Source organism: Flammeovirga sp. EKP202 (assembly GCF_014534745.1).
Classification (GTDB): Bacteria; Bacteroidota; Bacteroidia; order Cytophagales; family Flammeovirgaceae; genus Flammeovirga.
The window spans coordinates 92493-111079 of the sequence record NZ_JACVVP010000007.1; the positions used below are offsets into that span (position 1 = coordinate 92493).

Below are 18587 nucleotides of genomic sequence, written 5' to 3' on the forward strand. Positions count from 1 at the left end.
ATCTTGTGTTTATTTAGTAAAATTGCATTAGTGATGTTATTACTGCATTTTTTTTATTACTGATGAAATCTACTTACTTACTTATACTAATTACTATCAAATTTACTGTACTACATATTGGACTGAGTATAACAAACTGCATAGCTCAAGAATTTGACGCACCTAAAATTGAAATCTCTCAGGATAATAATTCCAACAGTAACAAATGTAAATCTCTTTTTGAGGTCAATAATACCTTACAAAAAGATCCACTGAATTCTAATGCCTTATTTTTAAGGGGTAAGATAAAAATTGAGATGGGTGCTTTTAAAGGTGCTCAAACAGACTTGACTCTTGCTTTAAGAGATTACAGGTCCAAAAATCGCATAGAAATATATTACCTTAGAGGGCTCTCCTACTACATGGAAAATGACTTTCTAAATGCTATTGCTGATTTTGACAGTGTAATTTTTATTCAACCTCATCATATAGACGCACTCTGGAAAAAGGCACAATCCTATTATTTTTTAGGAGCTAATGGAGAAGCTATCTCGCTATTAGATAACATCACCAGAATCAACCCTGACAATCCAATTACATGGCATGATTTGGGAGCCTTATATTATAAAAACAAAATGCTTGACAAAGCGAAAGATTGCTTCACTAAATCATTAATTCTTAATCCTCAATTATCCATTTCGTATAATCATAGAGGTATTATTTATGAAAATCAAAAGCAATATTCATTAGCTTTTGACGATTTCACTAGAGCAATTCAGTATGACACTACATATGTGGATGCATACAACAACAGAGGTTTGATTTATATGCATTTTGAAGATTACAGCCAAGCTGAAGGTGATTTTTCAGATGCTATATTACATAGTAAAGATACAGCCAAAGAAGCACTTAATAATAGAGCATTAGCAAGATGCATTCTTGGAAATTATGAAGAAAGCCTTGACGATATTAACGACCTTATCGATAACTTCCCTTTTTATTCGCAAGCCTATATCACAAGAGGCGACATCAAGGAGTATATGCATGATGACAGTGGAGCTTGCTCTGATTGGCAAAAGGCTGCGGAACTCGGCAATTTGATTGGGATTCAATACACCCAATCTGCATGCCATTAAAAAACTAGACAATGAAGCATTTTTTTTTATCCATCTATTTTTTATTTCTAGTAAACTTTACTTGGTCTCAAGAAGTAACAAAAGATAGCGTAACCTATACTGAAAATTTAGTATCTCTTAATGATAATGATATGACCTTTGTGAAAAGGCTTATAGAATTAGGAGATAGCCTTTTCTTTGAACTAAAACAACCTGATGAAGCGTTCAAATACTACCTCGGTGGATATGATTATTTGGTCAATGACGCTGAACTCAACTTAAAAATCGGTCAATGCTATTTAGCATCTGTCACTGAAGAAAAATCGCTTGCCATACCCTACTTTTTAAAAGCCTTAGCACTTAATCATGGGCAAAAAGATCCTGAATTATATTATAATTTAGGGCAAGCCTACCATTATGATGAGCAATGGGATAAAGCTTTAACCTACTATAAGAAGGCAAAGCTGAATATGAAAAATAGCGAAATGCGTAAAGTCAATAAAAGAATTGAAGAGGTCATTTATGGAAAGAAGGCTTATGCTAATCCACAAAAAAATATAATTGTAAGGAATTTAGGCCCACAAGTAAACTCTAAATATTCAGATTTTTGCCCACTCATTGACGCAGCAGAAAGGGACCTTTATTTTACAAGTAGAAGACATGAATTCAGGTCCGACAATCCTGATATAAGAACGCACTTATATGAAAGTATCTATTTTAGTCAAAGAAAAGATTTTAAAAATTGGACTACGCCCTACCCTTCAGGGCACCCATTGAATGATGATGGGCATACTGCTACAGTCTCTATTTCAATGGATGGAAGTGAAATGATTCTTTACAGAGAAGGCCACCTATGGATTTCTTATAAAGAAAATACCTCTTGGTCAAAACCAAAAAAACTCCCCAACACTATTAACAGCGTATACGTAGAAACTTCGGCCTGTTTAAATTATAGTATGGACACGCTCTACTATGTCAGCAGTAACGAAGACCTCTCAATGGGTGGTTTAGATATTTTCATGTCTGTAAAAGGGCAAGATGGAAGATGGAAAAGAGGCAAAACACTAGGTCATGTGATTAATACAGAATATGATGAAGAAGGTGTGGCTTTATCGAGAGACGGAAATACACTTTATTTTAGCTCTAGAGGACATGATTCCATGGGAGGGTATGATGTTTTTAAATCTACAAAAGACTTTCAAGGAAACTGGAGTACACCTGTTAATTTGGGGGCTCCAATAAACTCTCCGCATGATGATGTTTACTTTATGATGCGTGCCAATGGAAGACATGCCTATTATTCTTCCTCAAGAAAAGGAGGATATGGTGAGAAAGATATCTACAGAATCACAATTATAGACCATCAAAAAGAATTTTCTCTAGCAAAAAAAGATATTGACTTTTTACTTTTAAACAAAGATTCAATTAATACCAAACATACACCAAGCGATATTGATCATCTGAAAGAAGTTAGAGAAACAGCGTTAAATGCAACAGTAGATATGCTGAAAACTTTATTTCAAGTTTCAACTTCTCAAATAGAATAAATTAAAGTTTTGGGTTATCTGTAATAAGTAAAATATGGTCGTGTTTAAATTTCACACCGTTCGATTATTACATATTCAACCCCTCTGTTCATTCAATAATTAGTTAAACAAAAAATTTTAGCTCCACAATTACCATTATAGTAGCACTTAATAAAGAATTATTTTGAAGTAAAAAGTGGTGTGTAAACATGAAGTTGTTATTTTTGCACTTCAAATTGAAACATTATGATTTACATCAATAGAAGAGAGTTCTTTAATGCAGCTCACAAGTTGTACAATCCCAAGTGGACAAAAGAACAAAATGAGGCGTTTTTTGGACCTTGTGCTAATGAAAATTGGCATGGTCACAACTTCGAGATGCTTGTTACCGTAAAAGGTGAGCCTGATCCAGATACAGGATATGTAATGAACATGAAGGATTTAGGCAAGATCATGAAAGAAGAAATCATCGATAAAGTAGATCACAAAAACTTGAATATGGATGTAGACTTCTTGAAAGACAAAATGACAAGCTGCGAGACTTTAGCAATGGAATTTTGGAAGATCTTAGCTCCAAAAGTAAAAGATTTTGCTCCTAATGCTGAACTTCATTGTATTGAATTACATGAAACAAGAAAGAACTTTGTTCAGTATTATGGCGGATAATACCAATTGCTACAATGATATTTATGAAAGGATGCTTTAAATAAGCATCCTTTTTTTATTTTTGTTTAATCATTGGTATCAAGGAAAAGAGAATTATTCGTTAATTTCATCTTAGAACCAACATTTTTTTACCATACTTCTTAACAATGAAATACTATTTGATAGCAGGAGAGAAATCAGGAGATTTACATGCTTCCAACTTAATGAAAGAGATACTTCAAAATGATCCGGAAGCTGAATTCCGTTTTTGGGGTGGTGAAGAGATGCAAAAAGTTGGAGGTGAACTAATTCATCATTATTCTGAAATCTCGTTTATGGGATTTTTAGAGGTTGCCAAGAATTTGATGACCATCAGAAGGTTTATGAATTATTGTAAGAAGGATATCTTATGCTGGAAGCCTGATGTTGTAATCTTAGTGGATTTCTCTGGCTTTAATTTAAAAATAGCGAAATACGTTAAGCCAAGAGGTACTAAAGTCTTCTATTATATTTCTCCTAAAGTATGGGCTTGGAATCAAAGTAGAGCAAAAAGAATCCGTAATGTGGTAGATAGAATGTTTGTGATCATGCATTTTGAAAAAGCATTCTACAAAAAATATGATTATGATGTAGATTATGTAGGCAATCCACTTTTTGATGCCATAAATCAGTTTGAGCCATCTCCAACCTTCCTGCAAGACAATCAATTAGATCCTGACAAAAAGATCATTACCATTCTACCTGGGAGTAGATATCAAGAAGTTAGCTCTATTATGAATACTATGCTGACTATCATCCCTAAATATGATAGCAATGAATTCCAGTTTGTGGTAGCTGGTGTTGAACATCTACCTTCTGAACTTTATGATGAAGCAAAGAAACTTGGAGTTAAAGTGATCTTCAATCAAACTTATGATTTGCTAACAAAAGCTACTTCTGCAGTAGTCACTTCAGGAACAGCAACACTTGAAACGGCTTTATTTGAAGTCCCTCAAGTAGTATGCTATAGAACTAGTCCTGTAACTTACAGTATTATTAAAGCTTTAATCAAAGTTCGTTTTATCTCTTTAGTAAACTTAATTGCTGACAAAGAAGTAGTGAAAGAACTAATTCAAGGTGAGTTTACAACAGAAAACCTTGAAAAAGAATTGGGTTATACTTTGGATGAAAAGCGAGAGAAAATCATTCAAGATTATAAAGAAATGAAAGCGATGATTAAAACAGAAGGTACTTCTAAAAAGGCTGCATCATTGATGTACAAGTACTTGACCGAAGGAATTCCGGAGCAGAAGTTTTAATTTCAACTCTGAATATACTGAAATAAAAAACTCATACTTCCCGATCAAGAAAGTATGAGTTTTTTTATTGACCTTTAAACTGGTTCAAGTCTTAAGCTGAAAGCGTGACTTGGACCTATATATGAAAAAAGTCTGTAGACTTTTAGGTCTGTTTGGTATTGCTATAAGTCTTCAGACTTATAGCAATTATGAGCACAAGTGACGCTCCGCTGAACACTTGCGCAAGTATAGATTATTACTTTATCTTAAAAGCCTCTTTCCCTCTCAATTTATATTTAGAAGGAATTTTAAAAGGCATCTTCTGAGCTTCAGGTTCGACTTCTATTTTTGAAAAATTCAATTCTACAGTTGTTTCAGGCATTACTTTATCTTGATTTCCTACTCCAACCTTTACTAGAGAGTGAAAAGGTGCTGATTGATCAGCTCCATTTACTACAGGTTGGAAGGTATCATAATCAATCGTTGCTACTTTCTTCTCCTTTTTCAATAACACCGCAACTTTCTCTAGCTTTTGAGAGGTTCTATTTACTGAAGCAATAGATTCAAGGCCTTTGTCTTTTCTAGTTAAAATAAAGTCTTCCTCTCCCATCTTTACTCTTGACTCCTCAAATGTAGATGGCAGATCACCGGTAAAAATTGATTGAAGCAAGTCATAATCAATACGAGTACCTAACAATAACTCAACATCATCATAGCTTAGTGCATAGGCTTCTTTCTCCATTTTCAACAGAGCAAAAACACTATCTTTTGTAGCAAGTACTCTCAACCCCTCAATCTTCGCTACACGCATTGACATCCACATCTGCTTGTCCTTTTCAATGCGAGTATCAACAGCCAACTTGGTTTCTTTTCCTTTACTATTGAAAATGAGTTTTCCTTTTGTTGAAAGGTATTGATATTCTAGATTTCGAACATCTAATTCAGAGTTCTTATCTCCTGTTGTTGTTGAAGTATATTTTGGTTGACAACCCAACATTCCCACCATTAGGGACAAGAGTAAATATTTTTTCATTATTGATTAATCAGTTTTGAACTTGATCAAAGTGACACAATTATTAATATAACAACAAATAAAATCCACGCTTGGACATTTATTGTAATCTTTTCTATTCAAAAAAAGGCAACCGTACATGTACGATTGCCTTCTAATATAAGCATTATCTTCTTAGAGTTTTGCTAAAGCTTCTTCTAATGCTTTGATTTTACTCTCTGCATCTTCTTGCTTCTTCTTCTCAGTTGCAACAACTGCCTCAGGAGCGTTAGAAACAAAGCGTTCGTTCGACAATTTCTTTTGAACTGACGCTAAGAATCCTTTAGTGTATTCTAACTCTTTTGCTAACTTTTCTTTTTCAGCTTCTACATCAATTTGATCTGCCACGTCAATGAAACATTTGTCTGACTTGTATAAAAATTGAGTAGCACCTTCTACCTCTGCATCAACCATTGTCAATGACTCAAGGTTAGCCAACTTGCTGATGATACCACCGAAGCGATCATAAACCGTCGTATCTTTTGCTAAAATAGACATTGGTAATGCCACTTTAGGTCCAATCTGCTTTTGGTTACGTACATTTCTCACTTGAGAAATCACTTCAAATGCATCAGAAGCTTGAGCTAATAATTCTGCATCGAAAGATTGTACTGTTGGGTACTCTGCTACTACACAAGCTTCACCTTCTTGTCTATCCTTGATTGCATGCCAGATTTCTTCAGTTAAGAATGGCATGAATGGATGTAACAATCTTACGATTTTCTCGAAGAAGTTGATTGTTGCTTCTAAAGTAGCCTTGTCGATTGGAGAACCGTAAGCAGGCTTCACCATCTCTAAGTACCAAGAACAGAAGTCATCCCATACCAATTTGTAAATTGACATCAATGAATCTGACAATCTATATTTCTCATAGTTTGCTTCTACGTCTTCCAATACTTGATTGAAACGAGATTCAAACCAGTCGATAGCGATTTTATTTGCCTCAGGTTGTGCTTCTTCACTTACCTCTAAACCTTTTACTAAACGTAAAGCGTTCCAGATTTTATTCGCGAAGTTACGACCTTGCTCACATAATTTCTCATCAAACAATAAGTCGTTACCTGCAGCTGCTGATAATAATAAACCAACACGTACACCATCCGCACCGTACACTTTCATCAAGTCGATTGGATCTGGAGAGTTACCTAATGACTTCGACATTTTACGTCCTTGGTTGTCACGTACAAGACCTGTTAAATAAACGTTCTTGAACGGTAATTCACCTTTCCACTCATAACCTGCGATGATCATACGAGCTACCCAGAAGAATAAGATATCTGGACCAGTTACCAAATCATCTGTTGGATAGTAGTAGTTGATTTCCTCATTTTCAGGTTGAGTAATACCATCAAATACTGAGATTGGCCATAACCAAGAAGAGAACCAAGTATCCAATACATCTTCATCTTGAGTCAATTGCTCTAAAGTGATTGAAGGATCTTTTTCTTGTGCTAAAGCTAAAGCTTCTTCAGTAGTTTCTGCTACTACATATTCACCATTTGGAAGATAGAAAGCTGGAATTTGTTGTCCCCACCATAACTGACGAGAGATACACCAATCTTTCACATTTTCCATCCAGTGACGGTAAGTGTTTTTGAACTTCGCAGGATGTAATTGAATGTTGTCATTCATTACATTTTCTAATGCAGGCTTTGCAATTTCTTTCATTGAGACGAACCATTGCGTAGAAATACGAGGCTCGATTACCGCACCTGTTCTTTCAGAAGTACCTACTTTGTTTTGAAGTTCTTCTACCTTCACCAAGTTCCCTAGTTCTTCAAGGTCTTTAACGATCTCTTTACGAACTACGAAACGGTCTTTACCGTCATATTTGGCACCTGCTTTTGCATTTAAAGTACCATCCTCTTCGATAATATCAATCACCTCTAAGTTATGCTTTAAGCCTAACTCGTAGTCATTGATATCGTGAGCAGGAGTTACTTTTAAACAACCTGTACCAAATTCAATATCTACATAGTCATCACCAAATACAGGAACTTCTCTTTCCGTAGTAGGGATGATTACTTTTTGACCAATTAAATGTTTGAAACGCTCATCGTTAGGGTTTACACAAACTCCAGCATCGGCAGGAATTGTTTCAGGACGAGTCGTAGCAATTGTTACAAACTCTCCTTCTTTACCAACGATAGGGTATTTCACATAATAAAGCTTCGAGTTTACCTCTTTGTGGATTACTTCCTCATCTGATAAAGCTGTTTTTCCTTGCGGATCCCAGTTTACCATACGAGCACCTCTGTATACCCACCCTTTTTTGTAAAGGTCTACGAAAACTTTGATTACGGCTTTAGAAAGCTCGTCTTCCATTGTAAAACGAGTACGGTCCCAGTCACATGAAGCACCTAACTTCTGTAATTGATTTAAGATAATTCCACCGTATTTTTCTTTCCATTCGAAAGCATATTTCATGAACTCGTCACGAGAGATATCAGACTTGTTGATACCATGCTCTTCTTTCAGCATCTTTACAACTTTAGCTTCTGTTGCAATAGATGCGTGATCCGTACCCGGTACCCAACATGCTTCATAACCTCTCATACGAGCACGTCTTACTAATACATCTTGAATAGTATTATTCAACATGTGGCCCATATGCAACACACCAGTGACGTTTGGTGGTGGTATGACGACAGTAAACGGCTTCTTTTCAGGATTTGGCTCCGAATGGAAGTATTTATTATCTAACCAGAATTGGTACCACTTGTCCTCTATGTTTTGAGGATTGTACTTTGACGCTAGCTCCATAGCTATGATTTAATAATTACAAAAACTAAAATTATAAAGTAAACTCATGGGAACACCCATGAATTCAGATCTGCAAAGTTAATCAAAAAAGCAGATTGGTATTAAGATTTGGGTATTAATAATTTAGAAATTAATCAGCAGTCAGAGCCTTAGCTATTAATAGACTAGTTTTCAATATTTTATAATTATCAAATAAAAGTTTATTACCTCTCAACATTAAAATTTTCTATCTATTTTAAATAGAAAAAGACCTTTCAAGTCATTGAAAAGTCTTCAATAATATATTTGTCTAGATTTAATCACAAGAAACACACCTCCCTGCCTCATCATAGAAATCAGCAGATTGATCACTATCACTGCTACTATATCTACAACATGCAGTCGGACGACCTGACCATCTTCCATTTGTAATTTTATCATATTTCAGTGGCACGACTAATTTTCCTGATTTTGCATCTATACAACCCATTTTACCATTCAACTGCACTTTGATCAAACCACACTCTAGTCGCTCCATTAAGTCATACCTCTGCCCTCCTAATAACTGCCCACTTGGTGAGGTAAATTGTTTTTTTCCTTCTTTGGTTGTACCAATTGTATATCCATCTTTCAAGACTTCTACACTTACAAATTCCAAAGGAATCACCGCACGTCCTGCATAATCTATTAAACCTTGTGCTGTATTATTCGACACCAAATAAAATGCACCTTTCTTTTTTACAGAGTTGTAATCATATAACTTCTTGATGCCTACTGTTGGGTTTTTCATTACATAAGCATAATTATAATCGGGTGAAATACTTAATGCGGTTTCGATATAGGAAGCTGATTTTCTGTAATCTTTACGACCAGTAAAATACAATCCATATTTATAGTCAAACCAAGGGGTATCGGGCAACATATCTTTACCCATCAAGTATAATTCTTTCAACTCTTCTTCTTTATTCAACTCCACATAAGTATTCCATAAGAGTTTGTAGTTTTCTAGTTTGTATGGGTTTTTCAATAAAGCCGTCTTTGCACTACTTGCCAATGCCTCCAAGTCTTTTTGTGCATAAGCAACATAACCTAAGAAAATATCTAGATCCGAGAATCTCCCTCTTTTTTGAGTGTACTTTACGGTATAGTTTTTAGCAGATGAAACATTGTTTTCAATTTGGATCGCGTACTGAGCTTTATACCTTAAAGCAGTAGCATTAAAAGGATCTAGAATCAAAGCTTTGTCTAGAAATGCATTGACGTCTTTACTCGATTTCTTGAAAACAAAATCATATTCAGTATACAATTTACCAAGCTGAGCCATCAATTCCGGTGATGTAGGATAAACATTTATTCCATCTAACAAAGTCTTTTCTGCTAAAATCAACTTGTCTACGGTTTGTGTTTGTCGATCATAAATCTTTGTCCAAAAACTAGATTGAACAGCATATCCTTTTTCTGATATTTTATTAAGACTATTATTTTGATTGACTAAAGCAAGGGCGTATTTCAATTGTCCCAAAGCCAACAGTACCTCTAATTTTGTTTCCCAAACACTAGGGTCATTCGTATTAATTTCTTCCATCTTCTTCACCAATTCCCAAGCCTTCTGATAATAGCCCATCTTAATGTAGATATTTGCTTTACCATAATACCCTTTTAATCCATTTGGAGTGATCTTTATAATCTCTTCATTTTTTCTTAAAGCCTCATGGTAATTTTCTTCAGTAAGGTAGGTATTGACCATCGTCTTTTTAGGTTCAGTCCAAGTAGGCTTCATTTTCTCAGCAATGGCCACAGTTTCTTTGGTTTTCTCCAGCTTCATTAATTTCTGATTGATCAATGCAATACCGTTATATGGATAGGCTGCCTCAGGCGTTATTTTCAGAATTTTCTCTAAGTAAGAAATAGCTAGAGGAAAGTCTTTTACATTATTCTCAACGATGATCAGATAGGCTTGTAAAAACCACCTTCTTAAATTGACCATTTCTACTAATTCCGTATCACCTCTATATAACTTGTTCGCATAATTCAATTCATAAATGGCTTCTTTTATTTCAATGGCAGAAGGCGTAATACTTTTACCCAAAACAAAAGGTGTCATGATCTTTTGGGCTTTGTATTGTAAGGCTACTGCCAAAGTATTTTTAGCATCGTTTCTCTCTCTGCTACTAATAGAATTATCTTTTTGAATTTTATCATACCATTCACTTGCAAATGGTATTGGTACTTTTACATTGGCATTTACTACGGAAGATGTGCTAACAGAGGCAAGTACTTTTGAATTACTGCTCCATTTAAAATTCTTACCCATTGGGTGTTTGATAGCTGGTGTGACCGTATTTTCAACTACATTTATAAAAAATAAACTAGAGTTTTCTCCTAGAACCAATAAGTAATTATCATTGAGCTTGGTGATTTTATGAGGCTTTTCATTTTTAGGAAGACGGTAATCTTTGATCGTTTTTCCATTGGATGTATGAATAGAACGAACGGTGGCATAATTTAATCCCAATAATAGATTTCCATTGTTCATGAAAAACATCTTTTGACTGTTAGAAGGGGATAATTTGGAAGATGAAATCAATGAGAAATCAGCATCCAAAATTGAAACCTCACCTTTTTCATTTCTGAGAGCTATTCGATCACTTGGGTCTGTGATTGCGATACCTGTTACACTTCCTTTTATTCTAAACTCTTTTTTGGGATTTTGAGATAAGGAATATGAATAAATATTACCTTTAGCATCACCTGTAAATACTTTTCCATTGGATGAAAGTTTTAAAGATGTAATCTCTGATTTATGATAAGTTTCTGATTTTATCTTTTCTTTTCCTTTATAAAAATGAACTGAATTGTTTTTATCAGAAAACACAAAAATATTACCTTCGTAACCTATCATTTTAGGATAATTGGGTAATGGAAATGAGTTTTTAATTTTCTTTTCATTATCAAAAACCTCGACCGTTTTTCCATTTCTTACCACAAGAACCTTTTCATTAGTAACAGCAACATGAGAAACTTTTCCCAATTGAACTCCTTTTAAAAATTTCAGATCTACTTGTTCAGTATAGGGCAGATATTTTGGGTGAAGAATTCTATCGGCTTCAATAGCTTCATAAAAAGATTTCATTAGTGAGGATGCTGTGCTTTCAAGCTTATTTTCATTTCCCCTTGAAGCTACTGTTCCTGACAACAGATTGTAGTTATCTTGTTTGACTAAATCTAATAGATTCTCATCCACTTCCATCAAGATATCAGAAGCATTCCCTTTGTATTGAGGAACTTGCTTAAACTCAGTATCCATGCTTACCTTACTATTGATATAAATCCCTAATTCAGCATGTAATATCTTTTTATCACCACTTTGGTCTGCCTCTCCCATCAAACCTCTTAAAAAATAATAGGTAAATGCACCATGACCTCCACCCCATTGTGAACCTTCTTGCGACAACTGATTTGGTCCACATGAGACGTATTTGTAGGTGTTGTTCCAATCTTGCATTAATGCATTGATGGTTGCGTTTGTATTGTCTGTTTTTGTAATATGTCCCGACCTACATGCATCAGTAATCAGTAAAACTTTAAACCCTTTATTGGATGTATTGGAACTGATTTTTTTCTGAAGTCTATCAATTTCTATTGCTCCTTCTATTCCCCAGTCATGCCCTCCTTCCTCTGGAGCTACAGCATCATTTGTAATTAAATAGGCTTCTCCATCATTATCTACATCACCATGACCTGCAAAGTAGATAATCACCAAATCATCTTTTTCTGCTGTGCTAAAAATCTGTCTTAGCTTATTTTTTACATTAAGAGAAAATGCTTGATCATTCGTTAAGAGGTGGATATTTTCTTCTTCAATAGAGGTATGTTGCTTTAAAAACTCCGCAAAAGCCATTGCATCATTATCAGCATATCTTAATTGAGATTGTTTGGGGTAATTGGCGTATTCTGAGACACCAACAATTAATGCCTTAATGGAATTATGTGCATTCTTTCCATCCTGAAGTACTAAACCTCTAGTATTTGTTTCTTGACAGAAAGCTGTAATTGAGAATATAAATAAGAGTAAGTTAAAGAAATAAGTTTTCACTGTATGGCAGTTTGATATGAAGCAAAAATGTCTTTTACTAATATGGAGAATTATCAGTAGCAGGGCAAAATAAAACGAATAATTCTGAAATTGAGCTTAATCTACAAAATGAAACGCGAACAAATTGATAGAACAAAAAAAGTCATCTCCATTTATTCAATCAGATAAATAGAGATGACTTCGACTTTTCATAACAGACAAGTTTACATCGATTTTGCCTGATTATATTCTACGATTAAAGGAAAAACCGACTCTAGCTTAATTTCCTTTAAGTTGTTTAGCTTTTCAATAATTTCAGGATTTCCAGTTAAATACTTTGCCACTTGAGCTTTTAGTTTCGATCCGCTTCGTTTAAGCTTTTCCCCTTTTGCATCACCTGTTGAAATATAATAGGTATTGGAAGAGATAAACCCATCAATAGAGAAACCTCCTACTCCTACGGGTGTACTTGCAGTCATGCCATATTCGTACACCTCAACTGAACCTGTGATGTAAGACGGGATCAATGCATTAAACTTGTTTACCGCTGCAGGGTGTTGCACCCTATGTTGTTTCCATTTCTGACCATCTTCTCCTACAATCTTCTTCACATAATTAGAAGATAACTTTTCAGGTTTGTCTTGAGACAAGTCACTCTTGAAATAAATCCTATGGCTATTGCCTCTCACATTATTGGATACATCAAAATACCCTTTTTTGACGCCTGTTGTAGTATAGACTTCGCCTGGTTTGTAGTTTCTTTTACTTTGAGCAAACGTTGTAGTCACTACACCTAATAATAAGGTGATTAAAAAAAATACGTTTTTCATAAAAATTAAAAAATTAGTTATTAACTATATTAACACCATTTCAGACCAACATGCCGTCAGTCTTATAGTTTGCAATTTTAAATTTAGGTTTAACAGATAAAAAATCATCATCTAAACCTAAAAAATTATTTCAGTTAAAAAAATGAACGATTGAAGGTTGTGTAAAAACATTATTTACACATTGCCCCCTCTACATTATTAAAAGTAATATCCAAAAGTGTTGCTCTTGCTTCTTTACTCGCCCAAGCGATATGAGGTGAAAGCATTAACTTCTCTTTTTTCTTCACATTCATTAATGGGCTATCTGAAGGTGTAGGTTCTGAAACAAATACATCTACCGCTGCTCCGGCAATTTTATCTTGATCAATGGCCTCTGCCAATGCTTTTTCATCTACAATTCCACCTCGACCAACATTTATTAGAATTGCATTTTCTTTCATCATTTCTAATTCATTCGTTGAGATCGCATTCGCCGTTTTCTCATTAAGAGGTGCATGAATTGAAACGACGTCAGCTCTTTTATAAAAGTCATCATGATTTACTAATTCAAAACGCTCGTCTCTTACTTCTCCTGAAGTGGAATAATAAATTACTTTTGCTCCAAATGCAGTTGCAATTTCAGCCACTCTTCTACCGATATTCCCCATGCCGAAAACACCATACGTTTTATCTTTTAGTTCGAAAAAGCTTTGTCCGATCCAAGTAAAAGAACTTGATGCTGAATAATTACCGTTTTTCACAAACTCATCATACTCTTGAATATGATTCAAAAGTGATAATAACATCGCGAATGTCTGTTGAGCCACACTTTCTGAAGAGTAGTTGACAGCATTCTTTACAATTACGCCTAACTCCTTCGCGGCTTCCAAATCCACATTGTTTGTTCCAGTCGCAGTTATGGCGATAAGTTTCAGCTGAGGATTGGCTTTCATCATTTCTTTGTCAATGACTACTTTATTCGTAACAATCACTTCAACCCCTTGAATTCGTTCAGCAGTTTCAGATGGAGTAGTTGCATCATAATATTTTACTTCACCAAGCGATTGAAATCTATCTAGTTGATATTGCATATCATCCCCTAATGATGCTTTATCTAAAAAAACTATTTTTGCCATTTTATCTATATGTTTTCTACCTTGCGAAAAAAGACAAGGATCATTAAAAATCACCTAAAAATAATAAAATGAAAGTAACTACTTGGAGAAAAATCCCACAAATTTGGAAGAATATAATTGTACTTAGTGTTAAAGTTCAAGAAGAAAATATTGATTCTGATAAAGTTATAGATTTACTAAAAGAGCATAAAGACCCTTCAGTAGTTTATGAATCTATTTTTAACGAAAAAATGTTTATGGAAGACTGGCCTAATTTCACCTTTTTCCATCGATTATCTCCTTTAGAAAATATTTTTTGTGCCTATTTACCGATTGATGATATTGATCCATTGATGTATTTCCCACTGACCAAAAAGCTACATGCTGAAGGAACAGGAATTATGGCATTGGACGCACTAATCCTCACTTCAAGTTTAGAAGAATTATACCTTAATGACACTTTTGTCGATGATATTACAGAGATAATGGACTTGCCTCTAAAAATATTAAGTATTAAAGGCTGTATGATAGAACAAACTCAACTGCAAACCGTTTTATTAAGAAACCCATCTTGTACAATTATCAATTAATATAAATGGATAAATCACCTAAAATAGTATTATTTGACGGCGTCTGTAATTTATGTGACAAGAGTGTTCAATTCATCATCAAAAGGGATAAAAAAGAAGTTTTTAGTTTCGCCTCATTACAATCTCCAGAAGGTGTTGCATTACTCAATAAACACCACTTACCTCAAGACTACACTGACAGCATAGTGTTGATTGATGGTGAGCGTGCTTACAAAAAAGCAGAAGCAGCATTAATTATTGCATCACATTTAAGCTTTCCTTGGTATTTATTTAAGATTGGAAAGCATTTACCTCACTGGTTTACGAACTTTTGGTACGATCTTATAGCAAAGTATAGGTACTCTTTTTTTGGAAAGAAAGAGGATCAGTGTGACCTTATTCATCAAAAAAGAAGATATACCACAACAGAATTGTAAGAGAAGCACAATATGAATACAATATGAACGTATTAAAATTGAAGGCTTAATAGTTTTATGCTTCCTTAAATAACGAAATTGAACATTTTTCAATAATGAAAATAATGACTTTAAAAAAGAACCTTCTCTTTTTACTTATATTTTTTACATCCTCTACTTTCTCATTTGCTCAAGAAGAGTTAACTATGGAATGGTGGAATGGATTAGATAAATATTGGAAAGGAATTTTCATGTCGCAAATCATGTGGCAGGAAGATGAAATGAATAAAGAGGGACTTCTTAGGATTCAGAACTTGACAGCAATTAATGCATCTGGTTATGATGACTATGGTGACGAGAGAATTGTCACAAAACTAGATCCTATTGCTTCGTTGACACTCCTTGAAGACGTTGATATTTCCTATACAAGAGTGAAAGATCTTACTCCTCTGATGAACATGCATCATTTGAAAAGGTTGAATTTGGCTTACACTAGAGTCAATGACCTCACTCCTTTAGATCATTCTACTACGATTCATGAAATTTTCTTATCAGGAACAAGAGTCAAAACTTTAGCACCTTTAGCAAATATTCCACTTGTCACACTTGATCTATTCCAGAATAAATCATTTGATGATTGGGCTTCTTTATCTGTTTTTAAGGAATTGACGTCACTGTCTTTAGACGAAACAAGCGTCTCCGATTTAACCTTTATCAGTACACTAAAAAATTTAAAAGAGCTTAAGCTGTCTTACACCGCAGTAGAAGACCTGACACCCATCAAAAAAATAAAAGGCCTTACGTTACTTCAGATACAAAAAACTAAAGTAACAACCCTTGACCCCATCAAGAACCTTAAAAAGCTTGAGCACTTAAACATCAGCAATTCTGAAATTGAAGATATTTATGCATTGAAAAAAATGAAACAATTGCATACGTTTTACTTTTCAGACAGTAAAGTCAACGACATTACAGTGCTGTCAAGAACAGTGGGGTTAAACGAACTGACATTTTCTAATACCCCTGTAACCGATTTGAGTCCATTGATTGAATTACCTGAATTAAGTATTTTGATCATCACGGGTTCACAAGTAAATGATGTGAAACCTATGGAAAAAGTAAAACCGCTTACAATAATGTACTTTAGAGACTCCCAAGTGAGTCCTGAAAATGTGGAAGCCTTTAAACAGGCACGACCAGAAGTAGAAACTGATTTCTTTTAAAATAAATCAAACACTTGTAAAAGAATTGAAATTAAAAGTCTTATTTCATCTTTATATCACATATCCTTAATATTTTATTGATGGTAATTTGGTAATAGATAGAAATAAGACTTTTTTTGCAGTGGATTTAATTTAACCTCTATACTCCAGTGAGTGAAGTCATAAAACACGAGTGTGGCATTGCAATGCTACGACTTAGGAAGCCGCTGTCTTATTTCATAGAGAAATATGGCACTCCTACATATGCGATCAGTAAGATGTACCTATTAATGGAAAAGCAGCGCAACCGTGGTCAAGATGGTGCCGGTATTGCGAGTATCAAACTCAATATGAAGCCAGGCAATCCATTTATTGACAGAGCTCGGTCGATTGAAGCTGATCCTATCAATGACATCTTTAAGAAGGTAGGAAAAAAACTGAACAAGATAAGCAAAGACACTTCTAAATATCTTGATGCAGATTATTTAAGAGAAAACATTCCTTACATGGGCGATGTTTACATGGGCCACCTTCGTTATGGTACTCATGGTAAAAACACTATTGGACATTGCCACCCTTTCATGCGTAACAACAACTGGAGAAGCAGACAGTTAATCATGGCTGGAAACTTCAACATGACCAATGTAGACGAGTTATTCGACAAATTGGTGACTTTGGGGCAACACCCTAAGGAAAATGTTGATACGGTAACTGTAATGGAAAAAATTGGTCATTTCCTTGACCTTGAAGTTCAAGACTTATTTCAACAATACAAAGAACAAGGCTTAGATAATATTGCCATTTCTGAACGTATTGAAAAAGAACTTGATCTTTCAAAAGTGCTTTCTCGTTCATGTAAAGATTTTGATGGTGGTTACGCTATCATGGGTCTTACAGGTCATGGTGCTGGTTTTGTAGCAAGAGATGTAAACGGTATTCGTCCGGCATATTACTATGCTGATGATGAGATCGTAGTTGTTGCTTCAGAAAAAACAGCAATCAAGACAGCATTTAATGCTGAATACGATAAAATCAAAGAGATCGGTCCTGGTAATGCTTTGATCATTGACAAGGATGCCAACTACAAAGAAGTAGAGTACTTAACTCCAAAAGAAAAGCTTTCTTGTAGTTTCGAGAGAATCTACTTCTCAAGAGGTACTGATCCTGCAATCTACAGCGAAAGAAAGAAACTTGGTGAGCTATTAGTTCCAAAAGTACTTGAAACGTTGAACTACGATCTTGCTAATACAGTGTTCTCATACATTCCAAATACTGCAGAAACTGCTTTCCTTGGAATGATGGCGGGTATTGACAAATACTTAGTCAAAAAACGTTTGGAAGCTGTTGAACAAGGAGTATCTGGAGAAGAACTTGAACAACTGATGACTTTCAGACCTCGTCAAGAAAAATTAGTAATCAAAGACGTGAAGGCACGTACTTTTATTGCTGATGATACGATGAGAGATGATATGGTTGCTCACGTATACGATACTACGTACGAAGTAATCAAAAAGAAAGTTGATACGCTTGTGGTATTGGATGACTCGATTGTTCGTGGTACTACACTTGAAAAGTCTATCATCAATATGTTAGACCGTTTGGAGCCAAAACGTATCATCGTTGTTTCTTCTGCACCTCAAATTAGATACCCTGACTGTTATGGTATCAACATGTCTAAAATGAAGGAATTCGTTGCTTTCAGAGCAATGGTGAACTTGATGAAAAAGACAGGCAAAGAAGATTTATTAGACGAGATTTACTACCGTTCTAAATCAATCTTACGTGCTGAGGATTTTGAAACCAACCATGTTCAGTCGCTTTATAATAACTTTACAGATGATGAAATCAGCGAGGAAATTGCAAACATTATCAAGTTAGGTCATATTAAGGCGGACGTAGAGGTAATCTACCAATCTGTAGAAAACTTAAACATAGCTTGTCCAAATCACTTAGGTGATTGGTACTTCACTGGTAACTTCCCTACTAAAGGAGGCATGAGAGTAGTACACAAAGCTTTTGTAAATTATATGGAAGGAAAAGAAGTTAGAGCTTACTAAGCAAAACTT

At 34.8% G+C, this 18587-nt stretch carries 13 protein-coding genes; 8 read left to right on the forward strand and 5 right to left on the reverse strand.

Going from position 1 to position 18587, the window contains the following annotated elements; all coding sequences use genetic code 11:
- Positions 1-62 precede the first annotated feature (62 nt).
- The 4 genes from IC221_RS05940 to lpxB all read left to right on the forward strand — a co-directional run bounded on the left by IC221_RS05940 (position 63) and on the right by lpxB (position 4563).
- Positions 63-1115, forward strand: coding sequence for a tetratricopeptide repeat protein (locus tag IC221_RS05940; protein WP_188168086.1), 1053 nt, complete (start codon positions 63-65; stop codon positions 1113-1115).
- Positions 1116-1126: 11 nt separating this feature from the next.
- Positions 1127-2641, forward strand: coding sequence for a tetratricopeptide repeat protein (locus IC221_RS05945; protein WP_188168087.1), 1515 nt, complete (start codon positions 1127-1129; stop codon positions 2639-2641).
- Positions 2642-2866: 225 nt separating this feature from the next.
- Complete coding sequence (locus tag IC221_RS05950) at positions 2867-3286, forward strand: 6-carboxytetrahydropterin synthase (protein ID WP_044201704.1); 420 nt, start codon at positions 2867-2869, stop codon at positions 3284-3286.
- A 146-nt stretch (positions 3287-3432) separates the two neighbouring features.
- Positions 3433-4563, forward strand: coding sequence for a lipid-A-disaccharide synthase (gene lpxB / locus IC221_RS05955; RefSeq protein WP_188168088.1), 1131 nt, complete (start codon positions 3433-3435; stop codon positions 4561-4563).
- A gap of 235 nt (positions 4564-4798) precedes the next feature.
- On the opposite strand, the gene IC221_RS05960 is transcribed toward lpxB, so the two are convergent.
- The 5 genes from IC221_RS05960 to IC221_RS05980 form a co-directional block, all read right to left on the reverse strand.
- A complete protein-coding gene (locus tag IC221_RS05960; protein ID WP_188168089.1) occupies positions 4799-5575 on the reverse strand; it encodes a DUF4292 domain-containing protein in 777 nt (258 codons plus the stop codon).
- Between the two features lie 153 nt (positions 5576-5728).
- Positions 5729-8356, reverse strand: coding sequence for a valine--tRNA ligase (locus IC221_RS05965; RefSeq protein WP_188168090.1), 2628 nt, complete (start codon positions 8354-8356; stop codon positions 5729-5731).
- Between the two features lie 295 nt (positions 8357-8651).
- The gene (locus tag IC221_RS05970) at positions 8652-12431 is read right to left on the reverse strand and encodes a caspase family protein (RefSeq protein ID WP_188168091.1); all 3780 of its coding nucleotides are present in this window, start codon (positions 12429-12431) and stop codon (positions 8652-8654) included.
- A gap of 203 nt (positions 12432-12634) precedes the next feature.
- On the reverse strand, positions 12635-13240 hold the full coding sequence (locus tag IC221_RS05975) for a hypothetical protein (RefSeq protein WP_188168092.1): 606 nt from the start codon (positions 13238-13240) through the stop codon (positions 12635-12637).
- A gap of 170 nt (positions 13241-13410) precedes the next feature.
- Complete coding sequence (locus tag IC221_RS05980; protein WP_188168093.1) at positions 13411-14355, reverse strand: D-2-hydroxyacid dehydrogenase; 945 nt, start codon at positions 14353-14355, stop codon at positions 13411-13413.
- 68 nt (positions 14356-14423) lie between these two features.
- Between IC221_RS05980 and IC221_RS05985 the strand changes: the two genes are divergently transcribed.
- From IC221_RS05985 to IC221_RS06000, 4 genes are all read left to right on the forward strand, one after another.
- Positions 14424-14924: a hypothetical protein gene (locus IC221_RS05985; protein WP_188168094.1), complete on the forward strand. Its 501-nt coding sequence runs from the start codon at positions 14424-14426 to the stop codon at positions 14922-14924.
- Positions 14925-14929: 5 nt separating this feature from the next.
- Complete coding sequence (locus IC221_RS05990; RefSeq protein WP_188168095.1) at positions 14930-15340, forward strand: thiol-disulfide oxidoreductase DCC family protein; 411 nt, start codon at positions 14930-14932, stop codon at positions 15338-15340.
- Between the two features lie 104 nt (positions 15341-15444).
- Complete coding sequence (locus IC221_RS05995) at positions 15445-16542, forward strand: leucine-rich repeat domain-containing protein (protein WP_188168096.1); 1098 nt, start codon at positions 15445-15447, stop codon at positions 16540-16542.
- A 149-nt stretch (positions 16543-16691) separates the two neighbouring features.
- Complete coding sequence (locus tag IC221_RS06000; protein ID WP_188168097.1) at positions 16692-18578, forward strand: amidophosphoribosyltransferase; 1887 nt, start codon at positions 16692-16694, stop codon at positions 18576-18578.
- Positions 18579-18587 lie beyond the last annotated feature (9 nt).

What these genes read in the sequence shown, in the direction of transcription:
- IC221_RS05940 (WP_188168086.1), top strand. Translation starts at nt 63, where the DNA reads ATGAAATCTACTTACTTACTTATACTAATTACTATCAAATTTACTGTA.
- IC221_RS05945 (WP_188168087.1), top strand. Translation starts at nt 1,127, where the DNA reads ATGAAGCATTTTTTTTTATCCATCTATTTTTTATTTCTAGTAAACTTT.
- IC221_RS05950 (WP_044201704.1), top strand. Translation starts at nt 2,867, where the DNA reads ATGATTTACATCAATAGAAGAGAGTTCTTTAATGCAGCTCACAAGTTG.
- lpxB (WP_188168088.1), top strand. Translation starts at nt 3,433, where the DNA reads ATGAAATACTATTTGATAGCAGGAGAGAAATCAGGAGATTTACATGCT.
- IC221_RS05960 (WP_188168089.1), bottom strand. Translation starts at nt 5,575, where the DNA reads ATGAAAAAATATTTACTCTTGTCCCTAATGGTGGGAATGTTGGGTTGT.
- IC221_RS05965 (WP_188168090.1), bottom strand. Translation starts at nt 8,356, where the DNA reads ATGGAGCTAGCGTCAAAGTACAATCCTCAAAACATAGAGGACAAGTGG.
- IC221_RS05975 (WP_188168092.1), bottom strand. Translation starts at nt 13,240, where the DNA reads ATGAAAAACGTATTTTTTTTAATCACCTTATTATTAGGTGTAGTGACT.
- IC221_RS05980 (WP_188168093.1), bottom strand. Translation starts at nt 14,355, where the DNA reads ATGGCAAAAATAGTTTTTTTAGATAAAGCATCATTAGGGGATGATATG.
- IC221_RS05985 (WP_188168094.1), top strand. Translation starts at nt 14,424, where the DNA reads ATGAAAGTAACTACTTGGAGAAAAATCCCACAAATTTGGAAGAATATA.
- IC221_RS05990 (WP_188168095.1), top strand. Translation starts at nt 14,930, where the DNA reads ATGGATAAATCACCTAAAATAGTATTATTTGACGGCGTCTGTAATTTA.
- IC221_RS05995 (WP_188168096.1), top strand. Translation starts at nt 15,445, where the DNA reads ATGACTTTAAAAAAGAACCTTCTCTTTTTACTTATATTTTTTACATCC.